Origin of the sequence: Flexivirga caeni, assembly GCF_003724155.1 — a bacterium.
Classification (GTDB): domain Bacteria; phylum Actinomycetota; class Actinomycetes; order Actinomycetales; family Dermatophilaceae; genus Flexivirga; species Flexivirga caeni.
In genome coordinates this window covers 60,563-73,039 of the sequence record NZ_RJJQ01000002.1, presented here as the reverse complement: position 1 = coordinate 73,039, position 12,477 = coordinate 60,563, and the positions used below count along the sequence as shown (strand labels likewise).

Sequence of the window (12,477 nt, the reverse complement as noted above, 5' to 3'; positions counted from 1 at the left end):
GACGGCGAAGAGTTCTAGGGAAGAGGGAGTTACTGGAACCGGGCGACGAGCCCGAGACCGATGATCGCCAGCACCCAGACGATGCTGACGATAATCGTCATCCGGTTGAGGTTGCGCTCCGCGATCGACGAACCACCGAGGCTGCTGCTCACACCGCCGCCGAACATGTCGGACAGGCCCCCGCCCTTGCCCTTGTGCATCAGGATCAGCAACACCAGGAACAGGCTGCTGATGACCACGACCGCCTGGAGAGCGATGCGCATGACGTCCACGCTGGAGACACCTTCATGTCGAGAACTTCGGATCGGCACCCGGCACGGACACCGCAGACCAGGGTACCCCGGGAATGATACGCGGTCGGGCTGCGGGACCCGGTCAGCCGACGAGACCCTGGTGCGCCTTGTAGCGACAGATCGCGGCGAATTCCCCCGCGTCCAGGGACGCACCGCCGACGAGCGCGCCGTCGACGTCGTCGCGGGCCATGATCGACGCGACGTTGCCGGACTTGACCGACCCGCCATACAGGAAACGCACCTGATCGGCAACGTCACCGGAGTAGAGCTCGGCGACGGTGTTGCGCAGCGCCCCGCACGCCTCCTGCGCATCGTCGGGGGTGGCGACCTCGCCGGTGCCGATCGCCCAGATCGGCTCGTAGGCGACCACCAGCTTCGCGACGTCCTCGGCTCGCACTCCGGCGAGGTCCGCGGTCAGCTGCGCGACGATGTGCTCGACCTGCCGGCCTTCCGTGCGCACCTCGAGCGGCTCGCCGACGCACAGGATCGGGGTGAGTCCGTTCCGGATCGCGGCCTGCACCTTGGAGTTCACGATCTCGTCGGTCTCGCCATGTACTTCGCGCCGCTCACTGTGCCCAACAAGCACGTACGCGCAGCCCAGCTTCGCCAGGAAGACGCCCGAGACGTCACCGGTGTAGGCGCCCGCGTCGTGCGGCGACAGGTCCTGCGCACCGAGCTTGAGCGGCAGCTTGTCGCCGTCGATCAGGGTCTGCACCGAGCGCAGGTCGGTGTATGGCGGCAGGACCGCGACCTCGGTCTCGCCGTGGTCGTGCTTCTTGTCCTTCAGCGTCCAGTCGAGCTTCTGGACCAGCACCGTCGCCTGCTGATGGTCCAGGTTCATCTTCCAGTTGCCGGCGATCAACGGGGTCCGCCCGGCCGGCTTGGCCTCCACCACGGCTCAGGCCTCCAGCACACTGAGGCCGGGCAGCGTCTTGCCCTCGAGGAATTCGAGGCTGGCACCGCCGCCGGTCGAGATGTGGCCGAAGTCGGAGTCGGCGAAACCGAGTTGGCGCACCGCGGCAGCCGAGTCGCCGCCGCCGACGACGGTGAGCGCGCCGGACGTGGTCGCATCGACCAGCGCCTGAGCGACCACCTGGGTGCCGGCTGCGAAGGCCGGCATCTCGAAGGCGCCCATCGGGCCGTTCCAGAAGACCGTTCGCGCACCACGGATCGCCTCGGCGAACCGGGTCGCCGACTCGGGCCCGATGTCCAGGCCCATCCGGTCCGCGGGTATGGCGTCCGCCGGCACGACCTCGTGCTCCGCATCCGCGGCGAAGGCGGTCGCGGCGACGATGTCGGTCGGCAGCACGATCTGCACGCCGCGGTTCTCGGCATCCGCGAGGTAGCCGCGCACTCGCGCCACCTGCTCGGACTCCAGCAGGCTGGTGCCCACCTCGTAGCCCTGTGCGGCCAGGAAGGTGAAGACCATGCCGCCGCCGATCAGCAGCAGATCGGCCTTCTCGAGCAGGTTCTCGATAACACCGAGCTTATCGCTGACCTTGGCGCCGCCGAGCACCACGGCATATGGGCGCTGCGGCTTGCTGGTCAGCTGCCGCAGCACGCCGACCTCGGTCTGGACGAGCTGCCCGGCAGCCTGCGGCAGGCGTTCGGCGATGTCATAGACGCTGGCCTGCTTGCGGTGCACCACGCCGAAACCGTCCGAGACGAATGCGTCGGCGAGGTGGCTCAGCTGATCGGCGAACGCGCCGCGCTCGGCGTCGTCCTTGCTGGTCTCACCTTCGTTGAATCGGAGGTTCTCCAGCAGCGCCACCTGGCCCTTGTGCAGCTTGTCCACGGTCTCGTTCGCCGACTCCCCCACCGTATCGGTGGCGAAAAGCACTGGGAAACCGAGTAGTTCGGACAAACGGTCAGCGGCCGGACGCAGTGAGTACTTCTGCTCCGGCGTGCCTTTCGGCCGGCCCAGGTGCGCGCAGACGACGACCCGGGCGCCCGCGTCGGTGAGCTGCCGAAGTGTCGGCACCGACGCGCGGACCCGCCCGTCGTCGGTGATGTTTCCCTCGGAGTCGAGCGGCACGTTCAGGTCGCTGCGGACCAGCACGGTCCTGCCGCTCAGCGCACCCAGGTCGTCGATCGTTCGCATCGTCATCGGTGGCGACGCCTCAGAGGCTCGTGCCGACCAGCAGCGCGAGGTCGATCAGCCGGTTGGAGTAGCCCCACTCGTTGTCGTACCAGCCGACGACCTTGACCTGGTTGCCGATGACCTTCGTCAGGCCGGAGTCGAAGATGCACGAGGCCGGGTCGGTGACGATGTCGCTGGAGACGATCGGGTCCTCGGTGTAGCGCAGGATCTTGCCGTCCGCAGCCTTCTGCACCGCCGCGTTGACCTCTTCGACGGTGGTCTCGCGGCCGGCCTCGAAGGTGAGGTCGGTCGCCGAGCCGGTCGGGGTCGGCACCCGCAGGGCGTAGCCGTCGAGCTTGCCCTTCAGCTCGGGCAGCACCAGGCCGATGGCCTTCGCGGCACCGGTCGAGGTGGGCACGATGTTCAGGGCGGCGGCGCGCGCACGACGCGGGTCCTTGTGCGGGCCGTCCTGCAGGTTCTGGTCCTGGGTGTAGGCGTGGATCGTGGTCATCAGGCCCGTGACGATGCCGAATTCGTCGTTCAGGGCCTTAGCCATCGGGCCGAGGCAGTTGGTGGTGCACGAGGCGTTGGAGATGATGGTGTGCTTGGCCGGGTCGTAGTCGCCGTCGTTGACGCCCATCACGATCGTGATGTCCTCGTTCTTGGCCGGCGCGGAGATGATGACCTTCTGGGCACCGCCGGCAAGGTGCACCTTCGCCTTCTCGGCGTCGGTGAAGATGCCGGTCGACTCGATCACGATGTCGGCGCCAAGGTCACCCCAGGGCAGGTTGGCGGGGTCGCGCTCGGCGAACGCCTTGAAGGTCGCGCCACCCGCGGTGATGTCGGAGTCGGTCGCCGACACGTCGCCCGGGAAGCGGCCGAGGATCGAGTCGTATTTCAGCAACTGCGCCAGCGAGGCGTTGTCGGTCAGGTCGTTGACGCCGACGACCTGGATGTCGGCACCGGACGCGACGACCGCCCGGAAGAAGTTGCGGCCGATGCGGCCGAAGCCATTGATTCCCACACGGACGGTCACGGGCGACTCATCCCTTTCTGTCGGTCGGAGTGATCGGGTCAACCGGAAGTTGATTCGCGGACACGCAGTTCGCGGCGCGGGCGCGACACTGCGCCCACAGCCACGACCCTATGGGATGACCGGCGAGTAGCAGGCACCACCCGGCCGGACCGTCCGCCCGTCGGACGCATCGCCGGTACGCGGGGCTCAGCCGTCGAGCAGATCACCGGACAGTGCGGCGTCGGTGCCCGGTATGCCGAGTTCGGCCGCCCGTTTGTCCGCCATCGCGAGCAGACGGCGGATCCGCCCTGCGACGGCGTCCTTGGTCATCGGCGGATCGGCCTTCTGGCCGAGCTCCTCCAGGCTGGACTCCTTGTGAGTCAGGCGCAGCCGGCCGGCCTGGGCCAGATGGTCGGGCACCTCGTCGCCGAGGATCTCCAGCGCGCGCTCGACCCGGCTGCCCGCCTGCACCGCCGCCTCGACGGACCGACGCAGGTTGGCGTCGTCAAAGTTGGCCAGGCGGTTGGCGGTGGCGCGCACCTCGCGGCGCATGCGGCGCTCCTCCCACGCCATGAACGCGTCCGTCGCGCCGAGCCGGGTGAGCATGACCCCGATCGCGTCCCCGTCGCGTATGACGACCCTGTCGACGCCCCGCACGTCGCGCGCCTTGGACTGCACACCGAGCCGGCGGGCCGCGCCGACGAGTGCGAGAGCTGCCTCCTGACCGGGGCAGGTGATCTCGAGCGAGGAGGACCGGCCCGGCTCGGTCAGCGAGCCGTGCGCGAGGAAGGCACCGCGCCAGGCAGCCTCGGAGTCGCACACGGAACCGTTGACGACCCGGGGCGGCAGACCGCGCACCGGCCGCCCGCGATGGTCGATCAGGCCGGTCTGGCGGGCGAGCGCCTCACCGTCCTGGGCAACGCGCACGATGTAGCGGCTGCCGCGGCGCAGCCCACCGCCGCTCATGACGAGCACCTGAGGAGTCTGACCGTAGAGGTCGGCAATCGCCTGACGCAGCCGGCGGGCCGCCGACGCGGTGTCGAGTTCGGCCTCGATGACGATGCGGCCGCCGATGATGTGCAAGCCCCCGGCGAAGCGCAGCATCGCGGAGATCTCGGCCTTGCGGCAGCAGGTCTTGGTGACCACATGCCTGCTGAGTTCGTCCTTGACGGCTGCAGTCATCGACATACGAGTTCAATCCCTAGGGTGGCGGGCGGTAGGCACATGTTACGGCTCGGTAAGCACGTCGGATCAGTCCACCACGTCACGGTATGCCGCCGCGAGGCGGAGGGTGTCGTGCGCACCGGGTCGGTCCGAGTCGGCGACATCGGCGAAAACCACTTCGGCACCGAGAGATTCAGCGGTGCTCCGCAACTGTTCGCCACCGTCGACGACCACAGAAGGATCCGCCAGGACGACGTCCAGGTGCAACTCCGGCGCGTGCGCGGCGAGCACTTCGAGATGGTCGGAGGCGCTGAAACCGGACGTCTCCCCGGTGTTCATCACCATATTGAGCGTCAGCATCCGTTTGGCGGTGGTGTGCACGAGCGCCTCGCGCAGGTCGGGCACCAGCAGGTGCGGCATGACCGAGGTGAACCACGAGCCCGGGCCCAGGATGACCCAGTCGGCGTCGTAGACCGCGTCCACCGCCTCCTGGCAGACCAGCGGCGGGTCCGGGTGCAGCCGCACGCTGAGCACGCGCCCCGGCGTGGTCGCGACCTCGACCTGGCCGACGATGTCGGTCACCGCGTCGGGCTCCGCCGGGTCGGCACCCAGCACACTCGCCTCGATGCGCAGCGGTTCGGCGGCCATCGGCAGCACCCGCCCACGCGCGCCGAGCAGCCGCCCGACGAGGTCCAGTCCGGCGATGGGGTCACCGAGCAGATCCCAGAGCGAAGCAATGATCAGGTTGCCGAGCGCGTGACCGCCGAGCGGTCCGTCGCCGGCGAAGCGATGCTGCAGGGCGTCGGCCCACTGCAGCCCCCACTCCGAGTTGTCGCAGAGCGCCGCCAGCGCCATCCGCAGGTCGCCCGGCGGCAGGATGTCGAACTCCTTGCGTAACTGACCGCTGGAGCCGCCGTCATCGGCGACCGTGACGATCGCGGTGATCTTGTCGGTCACCAGTTGCAGCGCCTGCAGCGACGCGAACAGACCGTGGCCGCCGCCGAGGGCGGCGATGGCGGGACGCCGCGGCATACCTATTCACGCCCCAGATCGCGGTGTACGACGAGCGACTTCACCTGGTCGGAGTTGATCCGGTCGGCGAGCGCCTCGGCCATCGCGACCGAGCGGTGCTTGCCACCGGTGCAGCCCACCGCGAGAGTGACATAGCTGCGCCCCTCACGCAGATAGCCGGCCGTCATCGGCTCCAGCAGGCTGAGCGTGCGATCGAGGAATTCGCGGGCGCCCGGCTGCGCGAGCACATAGTCGGCGACGATCGCCTCCTGGCCGGTGTGCGGACGCAACTGAGGATTCCAGAACGGGTTGGGCAGGAAGCGCATGTCGAAGACCAGGTCGGCGTCCAGCGGGATGCCGTACTTGAAACCGAAGGACATCACCGCGATGCGCAGGGCCGGGCCTTCGTCGCCGCCGACGAATTCGCGCACCTTGCTGCTGAGCTGATGCACGTTCAGGCCGCTGGTGTCGATCAGGATGTCGGACGTGGCGCGCAGGTCACGCAAGGTCTCACGCTCGGCCTGGATCCCGTCCAGCAACCGCCCCTCCCCCTGCAGGGGGTGCGGGCGGCGCACCGACTCGAAGCGGCGCACCAGAGCCTCGTCGGTCGCGTCCATGAAGATGACGGTCGGCCGCCACCCCTCGTCGCGCAGGTGGTCCATGCCCTGCCGGAAGTCGGTGAAGAACTCGCGCGAGCGGACGTCGACGACCGCCGCGAGCCTCGGCATACCGTCGCGATGTTCGGCGTCCTCCCTGGCCAGCAGGTCGGCCATGGCGACCAGCAACTGCGGCGGCAGATTGTCGATGACGTACCACCCGCGGTCCTCCAGAACGTTGGCCGCGGTGGTGCGGCCCGCACCGCTCATGCCGGTGACGACGATGAGTTCGGGCGCTGCCGCGGACTCCTGGGTGGTCATCGGGTGGTCTCCTTGTCATCGAGCACTTCGCCGGTGGTCAGGTTGACCGCGGGTGCGGTGCCGTCATCTTCTCGCAGCTGTGCATGCACCGTATCGGCGAGGCCGGGGCCGATGCCCTTGACTGCGGCAATCTGCTCGACGGTGGCGGCGCGCAGCTTCTTGACCGACCCGAACTGCGTGAGCAGGGCCTTGCGGCGTACGGCGCCCAGCCCTGGTATGTCGTCCAGCGCCGACCGGGTCATGGCCTTCGAGCGGCGCTGCCGGTGAAAGGTGATCGCGAAACGGTGCGCCTCGTCGCGCACCCGCTGCAAGAGGTAGAGGCCCTCACTCGTGCGCGGCAGGATCACCGGGAAATCGTCACCGGGCAGCCACACCTCCTCGAGGCGCTTGGCGAGCCCGACCACCGCGACGTCGTCGATGCCCAGCGCGTCCAGCGCGCGCGACGCCGCGTCGACCTGCGGCTTGCCGCCGTCGACCACGACGAGCTGCGGCGGATAGGCGAAACGCTTGGGTTTGCCGGTCTTTTCGTCGATCGGCCCGCTGCCGGAGGAGTCGTCGGCGTCGTCCAGCTCGATGTCGCCGGCGTTGTCGCGGTCGTCGAGGTAGTGGCGGAAGCGACGGGTGAGGATCTCGTCCATCGCGGCGGTGTCGTCGACGCGGACGGTGCCGTCGGGCTGCGGGGTGCCCCGCACGATGAACCGGCGGTATTCGCCCTTGCGCGGCAGGCCGTCCTCGAAGACGACCATCGAGGCGACCACGTTGGTGCCTTGCACATGGCTGACGTCGAAGCATTCGATGCGCAGCGGAGCCTGCTGCAGCTCGAGCGCGTCCTGCAGGTCCTGCAGCGCCTGGCTGCGCGCCGTCAGGTCACCGGCGCGGGCGACCTTGTGCCGGGCGAGCGCCTGCGTGGCGTTGCGGCTCACGGTTTCCATCAGGGTGCGCTTGTCGCCTCGCTGCGGGACCCGCAGTTCGACGCGCGCGCCGCGAACCTCGCTGAGCAGGTCGGCCATCGCCTCGGGCTCGGGTGGCAGCGCCGGCACCAGCACCTCGCGCGGCACACCTTCGGCAGACTCTCCGCCATACACCTGGCCGAGCAGGCGTTCGACCACCTCGGCCAGCCCGAGATCGCCCTCGCTCTGCTTGTCGACGACCCAGCCGCGCTGGCCGCGGACTCGTCCGCCGCGCACATGGAACACCTGCACGGCCGCTTCGAGTTCGTCGTCCTCGATGCCGAAGACGTCGGCGTCGGTCGCGTCGGGCAGCACGACGGCGGATCGTTCCAGGGCCTTCTCCAGCGCGATCAGGTCGTCGCGACGCCGGGCAGCCGCCTCGAAGTCGAGTTCCTCGCTGGCGGAACGCATTTCGCGTTCGAGTCGCTTGACGAACCGGCCGGTGTTGCCGGCCATGAAGTCGCAGAACTCCTCCGCGATCTCCCGGTGCTCGTCCGGGGTCACCCGGCCGACACAGGGCGCGGAGCACTTGTCGATGTAGCCCAGCAGGCAGGGCCGCCCGACCTGGCCGGCCCGTTTGAAGACCCCGCCGCTGCAGGTGCGCATCGGGAAGACGCGCAACAACTGGTCCAGCGTCTCGCGGATCGCCCACGCGTGGGCGTAGGGCCCGAAGTAGCGGGTGCCCTTGCGTTTGCTGCCGCGCATCACCTGTGCGCGAGGGAACTCCTCGCCCATCGTGACCGCGAGGTAGGGGTAGGACTTGTCGTCGCGGTATTTGACGTTGAAGCGCGGGTCGAACTCCTTGATCCAGGAGTATTCGAGCTGCAGCGCCTCGACCTCGTTGCGCACCACCGTCCATTCGACGCTGGCGCCGGTGGTGACCATGGTGCGGGTGCGCGGGTGCAGTGCCCCGATGTCCTGGAAGTATGACGACAGCCGGCTGCGCAGCGACTTGGCCTTGCCGACATAGATGACGCGGCCGTGCTTGTCGCGGAACTTGTAGACGCCCGGGTCGACCGGGATCTCCCCCTGTTTCGGACGGTAGGTCGACGGATCAGCCACGACTCCACTCTATGGAGTGGTCCCGACACGCCCGCGAGCCCGTCGCGCCTTCGGGACGGAAACTGCGGGCTGCCGCGCCCCTAACCCTCGACCGTCGCGCCTTCGGGACGAGATCGGCGGGATTTCGGTCCCTAACCCTCGACCGTCGAGATTTCGGGACGAGATCGGCGGGATTTCGGTCCCTAACCCTCGACCGTCGCGCCTTCGGGACGGGAATGCCTGGGAATCCCGGGAACCCGGCAACAGCCGCCGTATGCCGGGGCCGATCTCAGGAGACGACGATCTCCGCGCCCTTGACGGTGGCGGTCTTCGGGGCAAGCGGTTTCGTCGCCGGGCCCTGGACCGCGTCGCCGTTCTTGATGCTGAATTCGCTGCCGTGGCAAGGGCAGATGATCGTGTCGCCGCTGATGTCGGTGACCAGGCAACCCTGGTGGGTGCACACATTGCTGAACGCCTTGAACTCTCCGGTGGTCGGCTGCGTGATCACGGCGCCAAGATCGGCGTCGATGAAGCCGCTACCGACCGGAACCTTCGCCTTTGCGACGCTGCCGCCGGCGCCCCCACCCGAGGCACTCGACCCGCTCCCCGCACCGCTCGACGAACCCCCTGAGGACCCGCATCCCGCAACGGCCGTCGCGGCGGCGATGCCGCCCACGATACCGGCGGAACGAAGCACGACACGGCGGGAGGTGCCGTCATTCGCGGGGGCTGCGGAATTTTCGTCTGGTGTGCTCATCGTCCCAGCGTGTGATAGTTGAATGATCAACAGGTAACTTTCGCCTGTATTTTGCCTGTGCGATCGGACGACCGGCAATCAGCCGCTCTTCCGGGCGCCCGCCGAGCGCGTCGCCTTCGTCGTCGCCGCGGGTTTCGCCGAGCGCTCGCTCGCCGCCGCGGTGCGCGCTCGGGCTGCTGACTTGGTGGCGCCGCTACCCTGGCGGCCGGTCGCCTTCGCCGCCGCCTTGGTGGCGGCCGACTTCCGGACGCCGGGCTTCTTCGCCACCGCCCTGCCAGCGCCCGTCGTAGTTGCCCGCTGCTGCGACGGACGAGCCGCGCGGCTGGACTTGGCCAGCAGCGGCGCGAGGAACTGACCGGTGTAGCTCTCGGCGACCTCGGCGACCTCTTCCGGCGTGCCGGTCGCGACGACGGTGCCGCCCCGATGGCCGCCCTCTGGTCCCATGTCGATGATCCAGTCGGCCGACTTGATCACGTCGAGGTTGTGCTCGATGACGATCACCGAGTTGCCCTTGTCGACCAAGCCCTGCAGCACACCGAGCAGTTTGCGAATGTCCTCGAAGTGCAGGCCGGTGGTCGGCTCGTCGAGCACGTAGATCGTCCGCCCGGTCGACCGCTTCTGCAGCTCCGACGCCAGTTTCACGCGCTGCGCCTCGCCGCCGGACAGGGTGGGCGCCGGCTGCCCGAGCCGCACGTAGCCGAGACCGACATCGACGAGCGTGTTCATGTGCCGCGCAATGGCCGGCACCGCTGCGAAGAAGTCCTTCGCCTCCTCGATCGGCATGTCGAGCACGTCGGCGATCGACTTGCCCTTGAAATGCACTTCGAGCGTCTCGCGGTTGTAGCGCGCACCGTGACAGACCTCGCACGGGACATAGACGTCCGGCAGGAAGTTCATCTCGATCTTCAGCGTGCCGTCGCCGCTGCACGCCTCGCAGCGGCCGCCCTTGACGTTGAACGAGAAACGCCCGGGCTGGTAGCCGCGCACCTTCGCTTCGGTGGTCTCCGCGAACAGCTTGCGGATGTTGTCGAACACCCCGGTGTAGGTGGCCGGGTTGCTGCGCGGAGTGCGGCCGATCGGGCTCTGGTCGACGTGCACGACCTTGTCGAGTTGCTCGAGTCCTTCGACCGTGCGGTGCCGGCCCGGGACGTGCCGGGCGCCGTTGAGCTGGTTGGCGAGCACGTTGTAGAGGATGTGATTGACCAGGGTCGACTTGCCCGAACCCGAAACACCAGAGACCGCAACCAGATTGCCGAGCGGTATGGCGACATCGATGTCTTGCAGGTTGTGCTCGCGCGCACCGCGCACGACGATCCGGCGACCGTCCTGCGGGCGCCGGACCGCTGGTGTGACGATCTCGCGGCGTCCGGACAGGTAGGCCCCGGTGATCGAGTCGGGGTGGTCGAGCAGCTCCTTGACCGGCCCGGAGTGCACGACCTTGCCGCCGTGCTCCCCCGCGCCCGGACCGATGTCGACGACCCAGTCGGCCGTCGCGATGGTGTCCTCGTCGTGTTCCACGACGATCAGCGTGTTGCCGAGGTCACGCAGCCGGGTCAGTGTCTCGATCAGCCGGTGGTTGTCCCGCTGATGCAGCCCGATCGACGGCTCGTCCAGCACGTAGAGGACGCCGACCAGTCCTGAGCCGATCTGTGTGGCCAGCCGGATGCGCTGCGCCTCTCCGCCCGACAAGGTCGCCGCGGGACGGTCGAGCGACAGGTAGTCGAGGCCGACGTCGAGCAGGAACCCCAGCCGTGCGTCGACCTCGCGGATCACCCGCTCGGCGATCTGCCGCTCGCGCGGGGTGAAGTCGACGTTGTCCAGGAACCCGGCGGACTCCGAGATGGGCAGCGCGCACACCTCCGCGATCGACCGGCCGCCGATGGTCACCGCCAGCGACTCCGGCTTGAGGCGGGCGCCCCGGCATACGGGGCACGGCACCTCACGCATGTAACCCTCGTAGCGGTCGCGACTCCAGTCGGATTCGGTCTCCTCGTGCCGCCGCTTCACGAACGGTATGACGCCCTCGAACCCTGTCGAGTAGCTGCGCTCGCGGCCGTAGCGGTTGCGGTATTTGACGTGCACCTGGTGGTTCTTGCCGTGCAGCAGAGACTCCTTGGCGCGCTCCGGCAGCGCCCGCCAGGGCATGTCCAGGCTGAACCGTTGCTCCTCGGCGAGCGCGCCGATCACCCGCAGGAAGTAGTCGGACGACTGCGCGCCCTGCGCCCACGGCAGGATGGCGCCTTCACGGATCGACTTGTCCTGGTCGGGGATCACCAGGTCGATGTCGACCTCGAGCTCGGTGCCGATGCCGGTGCAGGCCGGGCACGCGCCGAACGGGCTGTTGAACGAGAACGACCGCGGCTCGATCTCGTCCATGGCGAGCGGGTGCCCGCCCGGGCAGGCCATCTTCTCGGAGAAGCGCCGCTCCCGCGCCGGGTCGCCGGCGTCGAGATCGACCAGGTCGGCGATCATCACCCCGGCGGCCAGCCCCAGCGCGGTCTCGACCGAGTCGGTGATGCGCTGTTTGGCGGAGGTGTCGCCCTCCTTGGCGACGAGCCGGTCGACCACGACCTCGATCGTGTGCTTCTTCTGCTTGGTCAGCTTCGGCGGGTCGGTCAGCGACACGACGTCACCGTCGACGCGCGCCCGGGAGAAACCCTTGGCCTGCAACTCCGCGAACAGCTCGACGTATTCGCCCTTGCGCGCGCGCACCACCGGCGCAAGCACCTGGTAGCGAGTGCGGTCGGGCAGCGCGAGCAGCTGGTCGACGATCTGCTGCGGCGTCTGCCGGCCGACCGGTTCGCCGCACACCGGGCAGTGCGGCCGCCCGGCGCGGGCGAACAGCAGCCGCAGGTAGTCGTAGACCTCGGTGATCGTCCCGACGGTCGACCGCGGGTTGCGGTTGGTCGACTTCTGGTCGATGGAGACCGCAGGCGACAGGCCCTCGATGAAGTCCACGTCGGGTTTGTCCATCTGGCCCAGGAACTGCCGGGCGTATGCCGAGAGCGACTCGACATACCGCCGCTGGCCCTCGGCGAAGATGGTGTCGAACGCCAGCGACGACTTGCCCGAACCCGACAGGCCGGTGAAGACCACCAGCGCGTCGCGCGGGATGTCGATGGAGATGTCCTGGAGGTTGTGCTCGCGAGCACCACGGACCCGGAGGTGGTCGTGGCCGCGACTGGATGGCACGGTGGATGACGTCGGCGAAGGCACGGGCCAATGCTAGGTCGCGCCACCGACAACCCC

At 68.7% G+C, this 12,477-nt stretch carries 10 protein-coding genes; all 10 read right to left on the bottom strand.

Going from position 1 to position 12,477, the window contains the following annotated elements; genetic code table 11:
* Positions 1-29 precede the first annotated feature (29 nt).
* Positions 30-272 carry a preprotein translocase subunit SecG gene (gene secG / locus EFY87_RS02680; protein ID WP_181445424.1) on the bottom strand — a complete coding sequence of 81 codons (243 nt, stop codon included), beginning with the start codon at positions 270-272 and terminating at the stop codon, positions 30-32.
* Between the two features lie 103 nt (positions 273-375).
* On the bottom strand, positions 376-1,188 hold the full coding sequence (tpiA, locus tag EFY87_RS02675) for a triose-phosphate isomerase (protein ID WP_123269927.1): 813 nt from the start codon (positions 1,186-1,188) through the stop codon (positions 376-378).
* Between the two features lie 3 nt (positions 1,189-1,191).
* Complete coding sequence (locus tag EFY87_RS02670; protein ID WP_123270208.1) at positions 1,192-2,394, bottom strand: phosphoglycerate kinase; 1,203 nt, start codon at positions 2,392-2,394, stop codon at positions 1,192-1,194.
* A 19-nt stretch (positions 2,395-2,413) separates the two neighbouring features.
* Positions 2,414-3,409 (bottom strand): type I glyceraldehyde-3-phosphate dehydrogenase, encoded by a 996-nt coding sequence (gene gap, locus EFY87_RS02665; RefSeq protein ID WP_123269926.1) that lies wholly within the window; start codon positions 3,407-3,409, stop codon positions 2,414-2,416.
* Between the two features lie 186 nt (positions 3,410-3,595).
* Positions 3,596-4,576, bottom strand: coding sequence for a DNA-binding protein WhiA (gene whiA, locus EFY87_RS02660; protein WP_123269925.1), 981 nt, complete (start codon positions 4,574-4,576; stop codon positions 3,596-3,598).
* Between the two features lie 63 nt (positions 4,577-4,639).
* Complete coding sequence (locus EFY87_RS02655; protein WP_123269924.1) at positions 4,640-5,584, bottom strand: gluconeogenesis factor YvcK family protein; 945 nt, start codon at positions 5,582-5,584, stop codon at positions 4,640-4,642.
* 2 nt (positions 5,585-5,586) lie between these two features.
* Positions 5,587-6,480: an RNase adapter RapZ gene (rapZ, locus tag EFY87_RS02650; protein WP_123269923.1), complete on the bottom strand. Its 894-nt coding sequence runs from the start codon at positions 6,478-6,480 to the stop codon at positions 5,587-5,589.
* Positions 6,477-8,492, bottom strand: a complete 2,016-nt coding sequence (uvrC, locus tag EFY87_RS02645; RefSeq protein ID WP_123269922.1) for an excinuclease ABC subunit UvrC — start codon at positions 8,490-8,492, stop codon at positions 6,477-6,479. Before uvrC ends, rapZ begins: the two co-directional genes overlap by 4 nt.
* 268 nt (positions 8,493-8,760) lie before the next feature.
* Complete coding sequence (locus EFY87_RS02640; RefSeq protein WP_123269921.1) at positions 8,761-9,228, bottom strand: Rieske (2Fe-2S) protein; 468 nt, start codon at positions 9,226-9,228, stop codon at positions 8,761-8,763.
* Positions 9,229-9,306: 78 nt separating this feature from the next.
* A complete protein-coding gene (gene uvrA / locus EFY87_RS02635; RefSeq protein ID WP_220093470.1) occupies positions 9,307-12,444 on the bottom strand; it encodes an excinuclease ABC subunit UvrA in 3,138 nt (1,045 codons plus the stop codon).
* Positions 12,445-12,477 lie beyond the last annotated feature (33 nt).